This window comes from Vibrio sp. 10N.261.51.A4 (assembly GCF_041471945.1).
In the GTDB taxonomy this organism is placed as follows: domain Bacteria; phylum Pseudomonadota; class Gammaproteobacteria; order Enterobacterales; family Vibrionaceae; genus Vibrio; species Vibrio crassostreae_C.
This window is the reverse complement of the sequence record NZ_JBFRPJ010000083.1, coordinates 31,283-51,070: the sequence shown is the minus strand read 5'-3', so window position 1 is coordinate 51,070 and position 19,788 is coordinate 31,283. Positions and strand designations below refer to the sequence as shown.

Annotated in this window: 15 protein-coding genes and 1 tRNA gene; 11 read left to right on the top strand and 5 right to left on the bottom strand. The window is 45.9% G+C overall.

Translation table 11 applies throughout. From position 1 onward, the window contains the following. Positions 1 to 69 precede the first annotated feature (69 nt). Together AB4384_RS18650 and orn are read right to left on the bottom strand one after the other, a co-directional pair. Positions 70 to 145: transfer RNA gene (locus AB4384_RS18650), tRNA-Gly, on the bottom strand. Between the two features lie 180 nt (positions 146 to 325). Then, positions 326 to 871, bottom strand: a complete 546-nt coding sequence (orn, locus tag AB4384_RS18645) for an oligoribonuclease (protein WP_010434065.1) — start codon at positions 869 to 871, stop codon at positions 326 to 328. A gap of 150 nt (positions 872 to 1,021) precedes the next feature. On the opposite strand from orn, the gene rsgA reads away from it, so the two are divergent. The 4 genes from rsgA (at position 1,022) to AB4384_RS18625 (ending at position 5,766) form a co-directional block, all read left to right on the top strand. Beyond that, positions 1,022 to 2,077 (top strand): small ribosomal subunit biogenesis GTPase RsgA, encoded by a 1,056-nt coding sequence (gene rsgA / locus AB4384_RS18640; RefSeq protein WP_372129933.1) that lies wholly within the window; start codon positions 1,022 to 1,024, stop codon positions 2,075 to 2,077. Positions 2,078 to 2,202: 125 nt separating this feature from the next. After that, positions 2,203 to 3,114, top strand: a complete 912-nt coding sequence (gene asd, locus AB4384_RS18635; RefSeq protein ID WP_372129932.1) for an archaetidylserine decarboxylase — start codon at positions 2,203 to 2,205, stop codon at positions 3,112 to 3,114. A 235-nt stretch (positions 3,115 to 3,349) separates the two neighbouring features. Next, a complete protein-coding gene (locus AB4384_RS18630) occupies positions 3,350 to 4,765 on the top strand; it encodes a DASS family sodium-coupled anion symporter (RefSeq protein ID WP_061033204.1) in 1,416 nt (471 codons plus the stop codon). Positions 4,766 to 4,878: 113 nt separating this feature from the next. Continuing rightward, on the top strand, positions 4,879 to 5,766 hold the full coding sequence (locus AB4384_RS18625) for a DMT family transporter (protein WP_017071213.1): 888 nt from the start codon (positions 4,879 to 4,881) through the stop codon (positions 5,764 to 5,766). Between the two features lie 85 nt (positions 5,767 to 5,851). On the opposite strand, the gene epmA is transcribed toward AB4384_RS18625, so the two are convergent. After that, positions 5,852 to 6,823, bottom strand: a complete 972-nt coding sequence (gene epmA / locus AB4384_RS18620) for an elongation factor P--(R)-beta-lysine ligase (RefSeq protein WP_065677189.1) — start codon at positions 6,821 to 6,823, stop codon at positions 5,852 to 5,854. Between the two features lie 451 nt (positions 6,824 to 7,274). Here epmA and frdA point away from each other — a divergent pair, with 451 nt between their 5' ends. From frdA to frdD, 4 genes are read left to right on the top strand one after another with little or no spacing between them, the layout of a single operon-like run. Then, on the top strand, positions 7,275 to 9,116 hold the full coding sequence (frdA, locus tag AB4384_RS18615) for a fumarate reductase (quinol) flavoprotein subunit (RefSeq protein WP_102332660.1): 1,842 nt from the start codon (positions 7,275 to 7,277) through the stop codon (positions 9,114 to 9,116). Continuing rightward, positions 9,116 to 9,880, top strand: coding sequence for a succinate dehydrogenase/fumarate reductase iron-sulfur subunit (locus AB4384_RS18610; protein WP_009847917.1), 765 nt, complete (start codon positions 9,116 to 9,118; stop codon positions 9,878 to 9,880). The genes frdA and AB4384_RS18610 overlap by 1 nt, the downstream gene beginning before the upstream one ends. A 1-nt stretch (position 9,881) precedes the next feature. Beyond that, a complete protein-coding gene (frdC, locus tag AB4384_RS18605) occupies positions 9,882 to 10,265 on the top strand; it encodes a fumarate reductase subunit FrdC (protein ID WP_017061300.1) in 384 nt (127 codons plus the stop codon). 12 nt (positions 10,266 to 10,277) lie between these two features. Continuing rightward, positions 10,278 to 10,664, top strand: coding sequence for a fumarate reductase subunit FrdD (frdD, locus tag AB4384_RS18600; RefSeq protein ID WP_065584500.1), 387 nt, complete (start codon positions 10,278 to 10,280; stop codon positions 10,662 to 10,664). A gap of 68 nt (positions 10,665 to 10,732) precedes the next feature. Here frdD and AB4384_RS18595 read toward each other — a convergent pair whose 3' ends face one another. Next, the gene (locus AB4384_RS18595) at positions 10,733 to 16,555 is read right to left on the bottom strand and encodes a hypothetical protein (RefSeq protein WP_372129931.1); all 5,823 of its coding nucleotides are present in this window, start codon (positions 16,553 to 16,555) and stop codon (positions 10,733 to 10,735) included. 406 nt (positions 16,556 to 16,961) lie between these two features. After that, complete coding sequence (gene efp / locus AB4384_RS18590) at positions 16,962 to 17,528, bottom strand: elongation factor P (protein WP_017061297.1); 567 nt, start codon at positions 17,526 to 17,528, stop codon at positions 16,962 to 16,964. Positions 17,529 to 17,561: 33 nt separating this feature from the next. Between efp and epmB the strand changes: the two genes are divergently transcribed. The 3 genes from epmB (at position 17,562) to AB4384_RS18575 (ending at position 19,737) form a co-directional block, all read left to right on the top strand. Then, the gene (gene epmB, locus AB4384_RS18585; protein WP_017067164.1) at positions 17,562 to 18,584 is read left to right on the top strand and encodes an EF-P beta-lysylation protein EpmB; all 1,023 of its coding nucleotides are present in this window, start codon (positions 17,562 to 17,564) and stop codon (positions 18,582 to 18,584) included. A gap of 13 nt (positions 18,585 to 18,597) precedes the next feature. Then, a complete protein-coding gene (locus AB4384_RS18580) occupies positions 18,598 to 19,143 on the top strand; it encodes a prepilin-type N-terminal cleavage/methylation domain-containing protein (protein WP_017067163.1) in 546 nt (181 codons plus the stop codon). Between the two features lie 105 nt (positions 19,144 to 19,248). After that, positions 19,249 to 19,737 carry an MgtC/SapB family protein gene (locus tag AB4384_RS18575; protein WP_004733333.1) on the top strand — a complete coding sequence of 163 codons (489 nt, stop codon included), beginning with the start codon at positions 19,249 to 19,251 and terminating at the stop codon, positions 19,735 to 19,737. Positions 19,738 to 19,788: the final 51 nt, after the last annotated feature.

Here is a 19,788-nt window from a genome sequence, read left to right as displayed (position 1 = left end):
ACTGAGCTAGTATCGCATTATAAAAGGTCTTTCACCTTTCGATTACCGCTTTCGCCGTAACCTACAAATTGGAGCGATACATCGGGTTCGAACCGATGACCTCAACCTTGGCAAGGTTGCGCTCTACCAACTGAGCTAGTATCGCAATCTGAAAACGTCTTTCTCCGTTCAGGGCTGCGAATTATAAGAGCATTTTTTTGTGATGCAAGTCCTTAATGCAAAATTACGAAACTTTTTACTCAACTGCTGTAAAAGCACACAGATTTGCAAAAAAAACGGCTCTTATGTCCCTGAAAAGTTAGATAAACGTGATCATTTTATTCGACTAGATGTTAATAATCGTTTTTCGGTAGTACTGCAGCTCGGCGATCGACTCTCGAATATCGTCTAACGCAAGGTGACTTCCCGACTTAGAAAAACCATCTAACACTTCAGGTTTCCAACGACGAGTCAGCTCTTTCAGAGTGCTTACGTCAACATAGCGGTAGTGGAAGTACTCTTCTAACTCTGGCATGTGCTTGTATAGGAAACGGCGGTCTTGACCAATGCTGTTGCCACAAATTGGTGACTTACCTTTTGGTACCCATTTTTCAAGAAACTCAATGGTTTGTTGGATGGCATCTTGCTCTGAAACCGTGCTTTCTTGAATTCGCTTCACGAGGCCGCTGCCAGTGTGAGTCGTTGTACACCACTCGTCCATCTTGTCCAATTCACTCTGAGGTTGGTGAATAGCCAAAACAGGTCCTTCAGCCAGGATGTTAAGCTCACTATCAGTAACGATAGTAGCAATTTCAATGATTTTATGAGTTTCAGGATCAAGTCCTGTCATCTCTAGATCAACCCAAATAAGGTTCTGATCGCTAAAGGACATAAGGCGTCGCCTATTTGTTTATGTGTAAAAGAGGTACTATACCCAAATAACTATACTCAAACTAGCTTTAGGACCATCGAAATCACGTGGTACCAGCAACATCCTGTTTGAGTCCCCAATCATCAAGTTAGATGTGTTAAGTGAAAAATTGTGGCTAAAAAAAAGAAGTTAACCAAAGGTCAAGTACGTCGTGTACGTAGCAACCAGAACAAGCGACTCAAGAAAGAAGATTCTATCCAATGGGATGAGAACATGCTTGGCGGAACCAAAAGCGGACTCGTGATTACGCGCTTTGGCCAACATGCTGATATCGAAGATCTTGAAACTAACGAAGTTCATCGTTGTAACTTACGCCGTAGTATCGAGACTTTAGTTTCTGGTGACCGAGTGACTTGGCGCGCAGGCTTAGAATCAATGGCCGGTATTTCTGGCGTTGTGGAAGCGGTTGAGCCGAGAACTTCAATGCTGACTCGCCCTGATTACTACGATGGCCTAAAGCCAGTAGCTGCGAACGTCGACCAAATGGTTATCGTATCGGCTGTGCTACCAGAGCTATCACTTAATATTATCGACCGTTACCTAATTGCTTCAGAAACGGTAAACATCGCGCCGCTTGTTGTACTGAACAAGGTCGATCTACTGACTGATGGGCAGATTGCTGAATACCGTGAAACACTTAAAGAGTACGAGAAGATCGGCTATAAAGTGATGTTCGTGAGTAAAGAGTCTGGCTACGGCATTAAAGAGCTGGAAGCTGAACTCAAAGACCGTATCAACATCTTTGTTGGTCAATCGGGTGTGGGTAAATCAAGCCTAGTGAATGCATTAATGCCTACGCTAGACATTGAAGAAGGCGAAGTCTCTGAGAACTCAGGTCTTGGTCAGCACACAACCACGGCAGCTCGTTTATACCACTTCCCTTCTGGTGGTGATCTGATTGATTCACCAGGAGTGCGTGAATTCGGCCTATGGCACCTAGAGGCCGACGAAATCACTGAAGCCTTTATCGAGTTCAAGCCTTACCTTGGCGGTTGTAAGTTCCGTGACTGTAAACACATTGATGACCCAGGCTGCATCCTGCGCGAAGCGGTAGAAAACGGAAAGATCAGTCGATTACGTTTCGACAACTACCACCGCATCATTGAAAGCATGGCGAGTAACAAAGATAACCGTCAGTATTCACGCAACAAAAAAGCCGATCTCTAATCGCGTTTTTGTGAACAAATGTGTGCATTTACTGACAATTGGCGCGAATTTAAGTAACATCTCGCGCCCTAAACCGTCATCGACAGATTTAATTGAAAAACAATTAGCATTGGAAAATTAATACAATGGATAAGATTAAAGTTGGATTGCAGTACTGGATTCCACAACATGGATTAACTCGCCTAGTCGGCAAACTTGCGTCTGCTAAAGCGGGCGGCTTAACGACAGCGATCATCAACTGGTTCATCAAGCAATACAAAGTGAACATGGATGAAGCTCTGCATAGCGATCCAAAACACTTTAAAACATTCAATGAATTCTTCGTGCGTGAATTGAAAGAAGGCATGCGTCCCATCGCCGAAGGTGAATCTGTTATTGTTCACCCTGCAGATGCACGTGTGAGCCAATTTGGCCCAATTACTGACGGTCAACTGATTCAAGCGAAAGGCCATAACTACTCAGCTCGCGAGCTATTGGGTGGTGATGCTGCGCTAGCGGATGAATTTAAAGACGGTGAATTCGCAACGCTTTACCTGTCTCCAAGTGATTACCACCGCGTGCACATGCCATGCGACGGCACACTGCGCCAGATGATCTACGTTCCAGGTGACCTTTTCTCAGTTAACCCGTTAACGGCAGAAAACGTTCCAAACCTATTCGCACGTAATGAGCGTGTCGTTTGTATCTTCGATACGGAATTTGGCCCAATGGCACAAGTGCTGGTTGGCGCAACGATCGTAGGTAGCATCGAGCAAGTATGGGCTGGCACGATTACTCCACCACGCGGTAACTCTGTGTACAAATGGGATTACCCAGCACAAGGCGATAAATCAATCATCTTGAAGAAAGGCGAAGAAATGGGCCGCTTTAAGCTTGGTTCAACGGTTATCAACCTATTTGCAAAAGATGCCATCAAATTTGACGACACGATGCAAAATGGCGAGAAAACGGTTCTTGGTACGCCTTACGCGCACATCGCTGGCAAAGAGGTTGAAACTGAAGCTGTTGATTCAGCAGAGAACACAGACCAAGCGTAATGATTTGAGTAAACTCATTTAGCTTTCAAGGCACGTTATTTGAATGAATAACGTGCCTTTTTATTACCCAGTTCCAAAAGAGCAATGCATAAATCAGCGCTATAAAAGATTGACCAAAAACAAAACAGTTGCCGAAACCTTAAACAACTTTTTGATTTTCCAACCCGTCTCCAAGTACCAAAAATCCAGATAACTTACTCTATTTGAAGATATTTTATTCATAGGGTCTTTGTACATGCCTAAACTCAATGTTGGCGTTCTGGTCAAGCTGTTGATTTGTTTTGCGATTCCCTTGGGCGTGTTATTCATGCCAATAGATTCAATACCTATCGATGACCTGACGCTGATTCAACACCGCCTGCTAGCGATATTTCTACTTGCAGCCCTACTTTGGGTACTTGAGCCCGTTCCGGTTTTCGCGACATCAATACTGATCATTGCACTTGAACTGGTGATGATTTCCGACAAAGGCCTGCACCTATTTCGAAATCCACCAGCGGGACACGATCTCGGTGAGTTAATTAAATATACCGACATATTCGGTGCATTTTCCTCACCAATCATCATTCTATTCATGGGTGGTTTCGCACTTGCCATCTCGGCATCTAAGTACGAGCTCGATAACAACCTAGCTCGAGTGCTACTTAAACCATTCGGTACAGAGCCACGCTTCATCATGCTTGGCTTAATGCTGATCACCGCCGTGTTCTCGATGTTTATGTCGAATACCGCAACCACGGTTATGATGCTGGCCCTGCTCGGCCCTATTGTGGCTTCGGCACCCAAAGGCGATATGGGGATCAAAGCACTCGTATTGTGTATTCCGATTGCCGCTAATACTGGTGGTATCGCAACACCAATCGGTACGCCTCCCAACGCCATTGCACTGCAATACCTAACCGGTGAAAACACCATCGACTTCCTGAGCTGGATGATGATGGGCTTACCTTTTGTAATCATCCAACTCACCATTGCTTGGTTCCTTCTTCAGAAAATCTTCCCTTCCACGCAGAAAAACATGGTGCTTAAACTCGATGGGCAGTTCAGAAAGAGTTGGCGTGCGATCGTCGTTTACGTCACCTTTGCCGCGACCATCTTGTTGTGGATGACTACCAAACTGCACGGCATGAACACCTATGTGGTCTCTATCATTCCACTGGCGGTCTTCACTTTGACCGGCATCATGGGCAAAGAAGAACTGAAACTAATCAACTGGGATGTGTTGTGGCTAGTCGCAGGTGGTATTGCGATTGGTATCGGCTTAGATAAAACAGGCTTAGCGTCCGCATTGGCACATGCAATCGACTATGAGTCGCTCTCACCTGCAGCTGTAGTCATCACGCTATCCATCGTGTGTTGGTTAATGGCAAACTTCATGTCGAACACCGCTACGGCCAACTTACTAATGCCAATAGCCGCTGCGATTGGCGCATCGATGGAAAGCCTAGTTGCGATTGGTGGCTTACAAGGTTTATTGGTTGTGGTTGCCTTCTCAGCATCACTCGGCATGATTCTTCCAGTATCGACACCACCCAACTCACTGGCTTACTCAACCGGGCTTATCGAAAGCAAAGACATGGCGAAGATGGGCATCATCTTGGGTATTGTGGGCTTGCTGATGGTTTACCTCGCCCTGTTTATCATCACCTAGCACGTTAATCCCTACTAATGCCCTTCCAGATAGTAATCACGTCTTTGCTATCTGGAAGGTTTAGTGCATATTGAATCCCCCACTTCTACATTTTGACACGGACGTACACTTCAATGGGATTCGAATGGTTGGCTCTTGCTGCCGCTTTTCTTTGGGCCATCGCGAGCCTGATGTCAGTAAAGCCTGCTCAACACTTAGGTTCTTTCGCCTATAGCCGTTGGCGCATGGGTTGCACTGCTATCATCTTATCGAGCATGGCTTGGTTTACTGGTGGCTGGTCAACGGTCGAAGCAGACCTAGTCACACCGATGATGCTATCTGGGCTAATTGGCATCTTCATTGGTGATACCGCCCTATTTGCCTGTTTGAATCGAATGGGACCGCGCCAAGCAGGTTTGCTATTCTCTTGTCACGCCGTGTTCTCGGCGATTCTCGGTTACTTCCTGTTTAGCGAAAGTATGACTTCGGTTGAGCTGATTGGATCGGCATTGGTATTTAGTGGTGTATTAACTGCGATATTCTTTGGTCGTAGAGGACAAGCCAACAACCAACTCGAAACCATCAAGGGCACCGTGTGGATTGGCGTTGCTCTTGGAATCACCGCCGCTATCTGCCAAGCTCTGGGTGGCATTATTGCCAAACCCGTGATGCAAACCAGCATAGACCCTGTTGCCGCTTCAGCAATTCGTATGATCACCGCTTTTGTTGCTCACTCCGCATTTCGCTTAACGGGTGCCAAGCTCTCACGCGCAATTAACCCGATGAATGGTCAAATATTCGCGATTACCGCAGTGAACGGCTTTCTTGCTATGGCGGTGGGAATGACGCTGATCTTGTATGCGCTTCAGGAAGGCAATGTCGGCATGGTTGCTCTGTTGTCTTCAACCACACCAATCATGTTGTTACCAATACTTTGGCTGTACACCAAACAGAGACCAAATGCCTACGCTTGGATCGGGGCTATTGTTGCCGTAGTGGGTACTGGTATTCTAGTCAGCTAGCTAGTGAAGTTAATTGGCAGCTGATTGGAAACTGAGAGTGAATAGCTAATGACTATTCACTCTCAGTAAAAACAAAAGCAAAAAGTTAAGAACGTGGGAAAGGAAAAGCCGTCACATCATCGATATGGTCATAACCTAACGCCAGCATGATCAGACGATCAATACCTAACGCAACACCCGCACAGTCTGGTAAGCCCGCTTTTAACGCCTCAATCAAATGATGGTCAATCGGTTGAGGCGATAAGCCCATCTCAATGCGTTTGGCATTGTCATCTTCAAAGCGCTTGAGCTGCTCTTGTGGTTTATCCAGCTCATGGAAGCCGTTTGCCAATTCAATCCCTTTGAAATACACCTCAAAGCGATCCGCCACTCGTGGATCATTCGGGTTAATCTTGGCTAACGCCGCTTGTGATGCTGGGAAGTCATAAACAAACGCAGGCACTTGTTGCCCTATCTTAGCTTCAACCCCAATACTAAACAGCAGCTGCAGCAAGGTGTCGCGGTCTTCTTCTGGTTCTGCAATGTCGCTGAGCCCAAGTTTTGCTGCGGCTTGCTTTAGCGTAGCCATCGAATCTTCCAGTGGACACACACCTAACACGTCAATAAAGGCTTGTTGGTAAGTCATTCGCTCTGCTGAGCCCGATTTAAGTACCTGCTGTAACAGCAAATCCATTTCATCCATCAGGTCATGGTGATCAAAGCCAACGCGATACCACTCCAACATGGTGAACTCAGGGTTGTGGTAACGGCCATTTTCTTCGTTACGGAAAGACTTACAAATTTGGTAAATACAGCCACTGCCCGCCGCTAATAGACGTTTCATATGAAACTCAGGGCTAGTCATAAAGAACAGAGGCTGACCGTGCGCATAACCCGGCCCTACGAATTCAGTTTTGAAAGTATGCAAATGCACGTCCGTCACCGTGGCGTGGCTCATCGCAGGCGTATCCACTTCCATCACGTTTCGCTCAGCAAAGAACTGACGAATTTGATTAAGGATATCAGCACGTTGCTTTAACTGTTTAATGGTTGCGGCCGGTTGCCATGTAGAGTGCATTATTGAGTTCCATATTACTGAATTCTAGGCGACGAAAATTACCACCTTTCATCGCTTTTGTAAGCTTCTATCTTTCTATTCGTGAAAGCAAAATGTTGTTTTAATGAAGCCAGAAAATTACGTTCTACAATACAATTATCAATACAGATTTCACATCAACATTGATAACAAAAATCATACTCAACAAGCCGTTAACACCCGTCCTGTGGGTTAATCGTTATCAACGATTCATTGCCGTGATTGCAGTCACATAACCTATAATTTCTATGCCTCCATATGCATTACCGACCTAAAAACCCAAATGCATCAACTTTTCGAATACCGTCCTCTCTTACACTGAACCTACCACTTAAGGCTTAGGGGCGCTAAATGGTTCCTACAATTTAGAACCTCCTAAATAGGCTTTTTATAATAACAAGCGGAATACTCCGCATCACACTGGAGAATAACTGTGAAGACAATTACCACAGATATCGCAGTCATCGGCGCAGGCGGCGCTGGTCTTCGTACAGCTATTGCTGCGGCTGAAGCTAATCCTGAACTGGAAGTAGCACTGATTTCTAAAGTTTACCCAATGCGTTCGCACACGGTGGCAGCAGAAGGCGGTTCAGCAGCGGTAATTAAAGACGAAGATAGCCTAGATAACCACTTCAACGATACTGTTGGCGGTGGCGACTGGCTATGTGAACAGGATGTTGTTGAATACTTTGTTGAAAACTCGACTCGCGAAATGATCCAAATGGAACAATGGGGCTGCCCATGGAGTCGTAAAGAAAACGGTGAAGTAAACGTACGCCGATTCGGCGGTATGAAGGTAGAGAGAACGTGGTTCGCAGCGGATAAAACCGGCTTCCACATGCTTCATACTCTGTTCCAGACTTCGATGAAGTACGACACAATCAAACGATTTGATGAGTACTTTGTGGTGGACCTTCTCGTAGAAAACCAGAGCGGCGTTGAAGATGGCGAAGTACAAGGCCTAATCGCGATTCACATGTCTGAAGGTGAGCTTGTTACCATCAAAGCAAAATCTGTTGTTCTAGCAACCGGCGGCGCAGGTCGTGTTTACCACTGTAATACCAACGGCGGCATCGTAACTGGCGACGGTATGGCAATGGCTTATCGCCACGGTGTACCACTGCGTGATATGGAGTTCGTTCAATACCACCCAACAGGCCTACCGGGCACTGGCATCTTGATGACCGAAGGTTGTCGTGGTGAAGGCGGTATCATCGTCAACAAGAACGGCTACCGTTACCTGCAAGATTACGGCATGGGCCCTGAAACTCCAGTGGGCGAGCCGAAAAACAAATACATGGAACTGGGTCCACGTGACAAAGTTTCTCAAGCATTCTGGCACGAGCAGCAGAAAGGCAACACCATCAAGCACCCACTTGGTGATGTCGTGCACCTTGACCTTCGCCACCTTGGTGAAGAGTACCTGCAAGAGCGTCTACCGTTCATCTGTGAGCTTGCAAAAGCGTACGTAAACGTAGACCCAGCAAAAGAGCCAATCCCAATTCGTCCAACCGTTCACTACACCATGGGTGGTATTGAAACTAACGGCACGTGTGAGACTCGCATTAAAGGCCTATTCGCCGTTGGTGAATGTGCTTCAGTTGGCCTACACGGTGCAAACCGCCTAGGTTCTAACTCTCTGGCTGAGTTCGTGGTATTTGGCCGCGTTGCTGGTGAAGAAGCAGTGAAACGCGCTGCTGAATTCAAAGGCTGGAACGAAGAGTCTATCGCTAAGCAAGTGAAAGCGGTTGAAGATCGCATCGCAGGCATCTTGGCTCAAGAAGGCGACGAGAACTGGGCTGATATCCGTACTGAAATGGGTCACACCATGGAAGCGGGTTGTGGTATCTACCGTCAAGAAGACTTGATGCAAAAGACCATCGACAAACTCACTGAACTGAAAGCTCGCTACAAGAAGATCAGCATTAAAGACAAAGGCAAAGTGTTCAACACTGACCTACTTTACGCTATCGAAGTGGGTTACGGCCTTGAAGTTGCAGAAGCGATGGTTCACTCAGCGATTCTTCGTAAAGAGTCTCGCGGTGCACACCAACGTCTAGACGACAACTGCACAGAACGTGATGACGTGAACTTCCTGAAACACTCTCTATCTTTCTACAACGAAGATGCAGCACCAACCATCGACTACAGCGGCGTTAAGATCACCAAATCTCAACCTAAAGCTCGTCTGTACGGTGAAGCTGCAGAGAAAGCCGCTGCCGCTGAAAAAGCAGCAGAAGAGAATGCTAAGAAGAGCGAAGAGGAGCAAGCATAATGTCAGCGAATCGAATCCAAAAAATTGAAATCCTGCGTTATGACCCTGAGCACGATGCAGAACCTCACTTTCAAACCTTTGAAGTACCATTTGATGAAACCATGTCGGTACTTGATGCGATTGGTTACATCAAAGATAACCTAGATAAAGACCTGTCTTACCGTTGGTCTTGTCGTATGGCGATTTGTGGTTCTTGCGGCATCATGGTTGATGGCGTGCCAAAACTGGCATGTAAGAGCTTCTTACGTGATTACCCGAATGGCTTCAAGATTGAGCCTTTGGCTAACTTCCCAATCGAAAAAGATTTGATTGTCGACATGACACCGTTCATCGAACGCCTTGAAGCAATCAAGCCTTACATCATTGGTAACGACCGTAAGCCAGAAGACGGCACGAACATCCAAACTCCAGAGCAAATGGCGAAATACAAACAGTTCGCTGGCTGCATCAACTGTGGTTTGTGTTACGCAGCATGTCCTCAGTTTGGTCTAAACCCTGAGTTCATTGGCCCTGCGGCACTTGCTCTTGCTCACCGCTACAACCTAGATAGCCGTGACAATGGTAAAGCTGAGCGCATGAAGCTTATCAATGGCGACAACGGCGCTTGGGGCTGTACGTTTGTAGGTTACTGTTCTGACGTTTGTCCGAAGAAAGTAGACCCAGCGGCTGCAGTAAACCAAGGCAAAGTTGAGTCTTCAATGGACTTCGTTATCTCGATGTTCAAGCCTGATGGATCGCAAGTAAAAACAGCAGAGGAGGCATAATATGAGCAATCGTAAGCCTTATGTTCGTGAGATGAAGAGAACGTGGTGGAGCAACCATCCGTTCTACCGCTTCTACATGCTACGTGAAGCGACTGTACTGCCTTTGATTCTATTCACTCTGTTCTTAACCTTCGGTTTGGGTGCACTAGTGAAAGGGCCTGAAGCTTGGGCTGGTTGGTTGAGCTTTATGGCGAACCCTATCGTCGTTGGTATCAACATCGTGGCACTGCTAGGCAGCTTGCTGCACGCTCAAACCTTCTTCAGCATGATGCCTCAAGTGATGCCAATCCGTCTTAAAGGCAAATTGGTTGATAAAAAAATCATCGTACTGACCCAGTGGGCAGCGGTGGCTTTTATTTCTTTAATCGTTCTTGTTGTGGTGTAAGGAGCTTTCGTTATGAACACAAATTACAAAGTAAAACCTGTTAACCACAACCCACAACGCTCTGACGAGCCAATCTGGTGGGGCCTATTTGGCGCTGGCGGTACTTGGTTTGCGATGATCACACCAATCACGGTTCTAGTGTTAGGTATCTTAGTGCCAATGGGCATCATCGATGCGGACGCAATGAGCTACGAGCGTGTGTCTGAATTCGCCACCAGCATTATTGGTGCGCTATTCATCATCGGTACGCTAGCACTGCCAATGTGGCACGCAATGCACCGTCTTCACCACGGCATGCACGACCTTAAGTTCCACGTCGGCGTTGCAGGTAAAGTGGGCTGCTACTTCGTTGCAGGCCTAATCAGCGCACTGTCTATTATCTTCATTTTTATGATTTAACAGTTAAATAGAAAACGCCTAGGTTTGACCCTAGGCGTTTATTCTATGTTAGATGATAAGTCTATGCGTTACGGCGATTCAAACCCCACAAATCGCATCACACCCGAGAATATCTCAGCTTCTCCCTCTGCCGGCGCAGGGTTGCTCCAGGTTGGATCGCTCCAGAAGGATTTAGTCGTAATATACTCTCCATCTTGATCAACCTTATTCCAGGTGTCTTTGGCTCCTATAAATTCCTCTTCGGTTATGGTTAAGGTCACCTCACCATTCAAAATCACCCAATCGAACCCGAACAATCCCTCATCATCGTCAAAGTAGCCAGTACCGTTACTATGGAAAACAACCTCTTCTTCAACTACAGCCATGACGGTGCCATTTATCTCCCAAAGATCGATGAGCTCCCAACGAGAACTTTCACTGCCATTACCTGTGAAATCAGACTCTATAAACTGAGCACCACCAACGGTACAGTTGGCGACTGCGCTGTCATAGTCCGAACGAGTGCCAAAGTCAGAGGGTTGGTCCGTAAAATCATCCCACGGTGAATCACCATCCTCACAGACCGTTACTGTTCCCTCGTAGGTAACATTTGTAAGCACCTCCTCTGAACCATCCCTAGAGATAGTTAATTCGTCATCAGTTTGTGATACAAGTACCCATTGCTCGGTTGAGGTATTTTCATAAGTTACCACCATGGTATTAGCTGAAGTTTGCATCCAACTGTTCCCATAGGTCTCAGTGCCGTCATTGCCGATGTAACTCATACTGCCATCAGCATGGAAGAAGAAGTTGTTACTATCGTACTCCCTCAATACCAAGTTAGTCGGGTCAAACTGCAGAGCGTTTCTATCTTGTTGCACCACGGTATCTGCCCATATCCAACTTTCAGTCACACCGCCTAACGTTTCTTCCTCGAAGAACTTAATTGACCAAGTTTGCTCCATTGAATCTAATAACGCCCAGTAAGTCGTGAAGCTCTCCGAATCATCAGAATAGCTGATCTTAATAAAGCCATCTTCTATGGCCCAGTCATCGATATAGTCACCACCCTCACTCTTCAATACATGTACAGTACCATCAGCATTGAACAAGTAATCACGAGTATCTCCATTGCCTTTAACGCGTTGGAAGTTTAGACCCTCGACCATCTCACTGGTAATGTGAGTTCGACCGCCACAATCCGTGATCGCCGTTTCGTAGTCACTCATACTCGGGATAGGTTGCCCCTCAACAGGTTCTGCATCACCGATGTAGCACTCTTCAAGCACAATCGGACGATCTTGTTGAATAATAGTATCCATCCATATATAGCTACTTGATTGACCGTCCACAACTTCGTTCTCATAGAACTTGATTGACCACGTATCATCCAACGAATCTAACAGTGCCCAGTAAGTCGTGAAGCTCTCCGATTCATCAGAATAGCTGATCTTAACCAAGCCATCTTCTATGACCCAATCGTCAGTATAGTTACCGCCCTCTCCCTTCAATACATGCACTGTGCCATCAGCATTGAACAAGTAGTCACGAGTATTTCCATTGCCTTTAACGCGTTGGAAGTTTAGACCCTCGACCATTTCGCTGGTAATGTGAGTTCGACCGCCACAATCCGTAATCGCAAGCTCATAGTCAGCCATGATTGGGCTTGACTGATCATCGCTATCACCCAAGTAGCAGGTAAATAGGTAATCACTCAACACTACACCATCTTCTATAGACTGTGCGGCAATACCATTGAAAGCGTACATAGTATCGTCCGACGGTTCAGCACTTGGCGCCTCAATCTCACCTACCGTAAGTTCACCATTGTACATGCTAAAGATCATGGTAGGCGTATCCCCCTCTCCCATGTAGGGCATAGCCTCAACTGGTACGGTAAATTCGACGATATCTTCACCGTGTAATGTGTAACGTAAGTAATCCGCAGTAGCGACGCGACTTGCCGTTCCTGCGTCCCAATCAAAGAAGTAATAATGCGCCGTGCCATCACTCACTAACTCGATATCAAAGTCTAGATAGAGGCTAACAGAGGTAGTAAGATCTGTGGAAACCGACTCACCGACCGACTGCGACACAATAATGTCGTCCAGACTTGTAATAGAGCTACCATCCGTATCATAACCGACGTCAGAGAACCTCACGTACGGACTACCACCCTCCCATAGGAAGTACTGGTTTACGGCTGGAGAGAAGGTAAACATTACCGCTTGTGAGCCTTCAGCGAACCTCGCCTCTTCCATGAAGTCGAACCACTCAAAGTAGACTTCATACAATGCCATACCCGATAGGTTTACCACTTCTGATTCTACTGAATAATAGAAACTGGAATTGTCTTCTGGATAGGCAATAAGTTGCTCTCCAGAGAAGTCTATCGTATAACCTACCGGAGTTTGCCAGCCGTTTTCAGTGAGCTGTACGTCCCCCTCAGCTTCAAGTGGTAGCTGGATAAAGGATTGATCACCACGGTACTGTATGAGTTCCGTAAGGGTTAACGTATCACCGCCATAACTCAAGGTTTCTTTAAACAGAATATCTACGAACGATAGTTCGCTCCAATCGCTGAAGAATCCGTAAAGAGTCCCCTCTTGCTCCGCAAACTCTTGGGCGGTAATAGTCCACTTATTTGGGTCGGTTGGATAAAGGTCTTCACCGTCATAAACGCCGTCTTCATCTGAATCAGCATTATTCGGATCTAAACCTTCGGTTGCATTCTCATGGTTATCGCCTAAACCATCACTATCAGAATCCGCCCACTCTAATGAGTCATAAGGGAAGGCATCGCTATTGTCGCCAACATAGTCACCATCACTATCATCCCATTCATTTGGATCATTAGGGAAAGCATCCTCGTAGTCTTTAAAGCCATCGTCGTCACTATCTTGGTTTAGAACCTGTGTAAGATAGTCTTGAGCTGCTGTCTCGTTTAAGAAGAACATTCCTAGGCTATTGTTCCAACTAAAGTCTCCTTCTGTTAGATCCATGCCCCATGTATCTATGCCCCTACGATAGTAGGCATCGTACCAAGACCAAGGATTATCGACGACCGGAACCATAAGCACCATATCAACATCATTCACTCCGGTAAACGAACCAGGAACCACACCACTATCACCAAGATCCAGTGTAACCAGTGTTGGAATACCAGTATCAGTGAACAGATAGTCTTGTGTTACGACGTGCCATTGAATTGCCCCATTGTCATCGTATTGGAAACTGCTTGTAGGTAACAGCGTAGCGTATCGGCTCAGGCCTGGAATGATTTGGTCATCAATAAGCTCCAACTCTGTGCCAGCAACACGGGCATCCTCTACCTGTTGTGGTAGATCCACAACAGCTTGTGTTCCCCACTCATCAAATGAGGTAGCAACCCAAAGGCCATTAGATTGTTTCTGGTAAACGCGATAGGCCTGTCCGACATTATCAGTGTCAGTCGTAAATGAATAATCAGTTAATGGGTAGTGCTGCCACTCTATGTGTTTATTTTTTTCCACATCACTGACAGAGCGAGACACTGCATTCCATTCTTGGAACAAGGTATTGATTGGATCACTATCGACAATGAGTAGTGTGTTCGTTTCCTCGTTTAGAACCGAACGCTCTCCACTTTCAAGAACATCACCATTAATCAGTACCTCTTTGCGGTAGTAATTCCAGTACGCTGTGAGATCGTCCCATTTGCCATCATTAAAGTTAAAGTCTGCGTACTCATGGAATTCACCATCTTGTGGGTTTGCCCATATTGGTGTCGAATATTCGTAGACATAGCTACCATCAGGGATATTATTAAATCGAAGTTCAACATTGATGTAACCGTCTGCACCCCAGTCCTGCTTAGACTCCACGAAACTCTGCACGTAATCCTGCGTTACAGTGGTTAAAGTCTGAGCCCATTGAGCTTGATGGGTTTGAACATCGTCGATATCAAAGCCATTTACCGTGTATTCGGTTAACGTTTCGACCGCTTGAACGCCCTCTGCGACGTCCTCAAATTCCACTGATACACTATGTATTGTATCTATTTGAGATAAGTCATTTGGGTGAACTCTAGATGTTAAGGCTACGCCTTGTTCATAGACACGACCATTACCGCCGAAACCGCCCTCAAGAGATGCATCACCCTCATCGATATAGCGCCAATACGTCTCGCTTGTTTCGGTTCTAGTACCAATTTCAAGAGACATGCCTTCGTAACGTGCAGTACCATCGAGGTTATAGTCGTACGCAAAGGTCTGGATACGAGTAAAGTCATCATTTAACAGGTGATCGACACTTTGTGTCGTGCCATATACCACGTCATCAGCAGTGATATATTGAGTAGTTATGGTGGTAACAATCTCTCCGCTATTCAGTGTCTCAACCATTTCTTCGACCTCAATATCCAGTGTAATGATATCGCGATCTGTTATGTTTAAAACTGCTACATCAGTTGCACTAACATTGGCCACAACATCAGCAATTGACTTATTTCCATCCTCTGGATGAACATCGGCATTATTACCAACGCCATCACCGTCCACATCGACCCATTCGGTCGCATCGGTTGGGAATTCATCAACATCATTGTTGTAACTGTCGTTATCCGTATCGTTTGGATACGGGTCATCCTCGTTATCGCCTAAGCCATCATCATCCGTATCTGCCCATTCGGTCGCATCGGTTGGGAATTCATCGGCATTATTACCAACGCCATCACCGTCCGTATCTAAGGACTCGTTGGGATCCGATGGGAATTCATCGGCATTATTACCAACACCATCACCGTCCGTATCTGCCCATTCGGTTGGGTCATTATCAAATACATCTTGATTGTCACCATAGCCATCAGAGTCATTATCAGCCCACTCAGTTGGATCTTGTGGGAAGACATCATCAATACTGTCTACCCCATCCGAATCATGGTCACCAGCACGAGAACGATCCGTTGGAAACGCATCATTGGCATCAGGGTAGATGTCATCTTCTCCGTCCACCGTATCATCATTTAGGTCGGCATTATTACCGATCTCATCACCATCGGAGTCCAGACTTTCATTGGGATCATTCGGAAAGTCATCTAAGTCATTGGGGACGCCGTCATCATCTGTGTCATTAGAAAAATCGACACCCTCTGTCGCACCACCAACATTATCAAATGTCTTATCGCTATCACCTGCAACTTCTTCAATTTTCTTTTTGATTTCATTATTCACAGATGCAGTCACAGAGATAAACTTAGTCCCTTTATCTTCACTTTCAGCAACTTCTTGCAACTCTTGAGGAGATGAAGGCAAAACATTTGAATCAACCAAGTTTTCAGCGGCATAAGCGGCAGCCTCAACACCTGACTCAACAAAATCACCTAAGATTTCATCTTCATCTAAGCCTAGCTGATCAGCGACTTGCTGAATGGCAGCTTGCTTTGCTGCTTCAACCGCAGCAGCATCGTCAGAATCTGTAGTGTTTTGCTCGATCAATACGTGAACTAGCGTACTCAAAGGGGTGACATCTTTTTCACCTGGAGGGGCTGACATAATATAGTCGTCAGACACCGTAACATCAGGTTCATCTTCATCAATCGTCTGCCCGGAGATCGCTTGCACAACGACAGGGTACTGTTCAGGGTTGTCGACATCGGTGACGTCTAAATCTGCAACTCCGCCATCACCAGAAATAGCATTAGGCTCACCGTCGTCTAAGACGTAGTTACCGTTAAGGTCTAACCAAATTCGAGCATGACGTAAATAACCATCAATTGCAGTCACACTGTATTTAGTCGTTTCAGCTGGGGAGCTGGGAGTCGAGGGAGTCTCACTCGGAGTCGTGGTTGACACGGTTGTATCATCGTCATCACATCCTGAAAGCCCGACGATACTAACCAAACCAAGAGCCAACGTAATTGCATTAAGTCTCATATCAATATCCACATAGTTGCTTAATAACATCGCGTATAAAGCTAGTAGACTCTACTCATTCTAACAATATTGTAATCAGCTTCCCTTCCCACCACACACATTCACAAAATCAATACTAAACAGTCACATATTGGATTTAGATATTTTTGTTGCAATATATAAACGCCAACAACACCTTGTAAATCTATAAGTTAGATAAAATTTTTGATTTTCATCCAGAATACAACCAAAATATGACACTAGTCACATAATGTAGCCTTGTAACCAAGGTGAATCGCATCTGGCTTACTCACTCTTGATTTTCCAGCTCTTCGTATCTCGCATCCCGCATCTCGTTTACGCGAATCTGATCTTGGGATACAAAAAAAGGCCGCCTAAGCGACCTTTTTCAGATACTTGAAGTCAATTACTTCACACGACCAACGTATTCGCCAGTACGAGTATCAACTTTAACAACTTCACCGATTGCGATGAATAGAGGTACGCGAACTACCGCGCCAGTTGCTAGAGTTGCAGGCTTACCGCCAGTACCTTGTGTGTCGCCTTTAAGGCCAGGATCGGTTTCTGTTACTGCGATCTCAACAAAGTTTGGTGGAGTTACTGTGATAGGGTTATCATTCCACAACGTTAGAGTACATACGTCGTTTTCAACTAACCATTTAGAAGTCTCGCCTACTGCTTTTGCATCAGCAGCGATTTGCTCGAATGTTTCGTTGTTCATGAAGTGGTAGAATTCGCCATCGCTGTATAGGTAGCCTAGTTCAACGTCTACAACGTCCGCTAGTTCTACTGTATCGCCTGACTTAAATGTTTTCTCTAACACTTTGCCTGACAGCAGTTTACGAAGTTTAACACGGTTAAACGCTTGGCCTTTACCTGGCTTAACGTATTCATTGTCGATAATTGAGCAAGGCTCGTTATCCATCATGAATTTTAAACCGCCTTTGAATTCATTGGTGCTTACTGACGCCATGATTTTCTCTTCCACATCTTTGAGTTAATTTCAATGCCGCATATCATAACCCGAAAAGTCGAATCTGTTGAGCAAAACTGGCTCAAACAACTATCGAATGCGATCTCTGACCCGACAAAACTGCTTGAGGCATTGGAAATAGACCCAACACCATGGCAAGCAGGCTTCGCTGCTCGTGAGTTATTTGCACTTCGGGTACCTCTTAGCTTTGTCGAACGAATGGAAAAAGGCAACCCACACGATCCATTGCTACGACAGGTTTTACCGCTAAGCGAAGAGTTTGAGGTACACCAAGGCTATTCCGCTGATCCACTGGAAGAGCAAGACAACGCCATTCCTGGGCTACTGCACAAATACAAGAACCGTGCACTGATGATTGTGAAAGGCGGTTGTGCGATTAACTGCCGCTACTGCTTCCGTCGTCACTTCCCTTACCAAGATAACAAGGGCTCGAAGTCTGTTTGGCAAACCAGTCTCGACTATGTGGCTGCTCACCCAGAGATCAACGAAGTTATCTTGTCGGGTGGCGATCCACTGATGGCAAAAGACAGCGAACTAGAGTGGCTAATTCATGCTATCGCACAAATTCCACATGTGAAAACAGTTCGAATTCATAGCCGATTACCGGTTGTGATTCCCGCTCGAGTAACGGATGAACTATGCCAATTGTTAGCTCAAACTCGCCTTAATGTGGTGATGGTGAGTCATATTAACCATGCCAACGAAATTAACTTAGAGCTCAAACAAGCTTTCCACAAGCTTAAGTTAAGTGGTGCTACTCTGCTCAACCAAGGCGTGATGCTTAAAGGCGTAAACAACAGCGCTAACTCATTGAAAGAATTAAGCGAAAAGCTATTCGACGCCGGTATTTTACCTTACTATATGCATGTACTTGATAAGGTTCAGGGCGCAGCGCACTTCTATATTTCAGATGAAGAGGCGAAGCATCACTTTAAAGGATTAATCTCTGAGGTTTCAGGCTACCTAGTACCTAAGTTAACCCGTGAGATTGGCGGACGCAGCAGCAAGACACCGCTCGACCTACACATTGAATAGAGAAGTTGTATCAATGAAACACAATACCTCAGTTGCTCCACCAGCAACCACATCTCAACCAGCGCTTAGGTTCAGCTCAAGAGGTTTCACCATCATCGAGCTGGTCGTGGTGATCGTGATTCTAGGTATTGTGTCGGTCACTGCAGCTTCTAAGTTCCTCAACCTTCAAACCGATGCTCGTATCTCGACATTAAACGGCCTTAAAGGCGGAATGGAGGGCGCAAGTGCTATGCTTTATGGTAAGACATCAGCATTGGGCTTAGATAAAGCAGCTAGCGCATCGATTAATGTTGAGGGTGACAATATCTCAGTGGTCTATGGTTATCCTGCAGCGATGAACGATCAAACTTGGTCACAGCTCATCGAATCAACCTTTCTAGATGCTGTTTGGGATACGGGTCGAGCTGACTGGTTCTTTACCAACACAGATGCGAATGATGGCATTATTCTTTATGCGCCTTCTAGCCGAAAAAAACAGGCTGATAACTGCTACCTTGAGTACCAAGAAGCGACAGAGACCACGACACCAGCCTTCACCTTAACAACAAGCGGCTGCTAGGTTTTAAGTAATCTTTATCAATCGTTAAGACAAAAAGTTTTTGTTCGATCGTCCGGTCTATTATTAGCATACTCGGCTCTATTCTAAATTTTTAGGAGGGGTGATATGTCACAATTTATAGAACAAACTCTCAACCTTGCCCCCTTTAGCTGGGCAGGCCTCGCTGCATGCATGCTGTGTGGTTCTTTAATCGGAATCGAAAGGCAAACACGCGGTAAACCCGTCGGAATCCGAACGTCGATTCTGATCATCAGTGGTACCTATTTCTTCCTTACGATGGCGATTAGCCTTTCCCCTAACACACTCGATCAAGCTCGTGTGCTTGGTCAGATAATTACGGGTGTTGGATTTCTTGGGGCTGGTGTAATGATGACACTGGATGGCAAGATTCATGGCGTGACTTCAGCCGCAATTATCTGGGTACTCGCAGCATTAGGTATGATGATCGCACTAGGGCATCTTTCCCAATCGGTCATTATCACGCTAATGGCGCTAGTGATTCTGCTTGGTGTCGATAAAGTGGAAAACAGCTTCCAAAGCTTACGTCGTGGCGTTCACCAAAAGTGGATGCGAAAAGGTCGCGTGAAGAAATAGCGCAGCACTTGATAGCCTTAGTGGTAATGCCAATGATACAAAGAAGCCTAG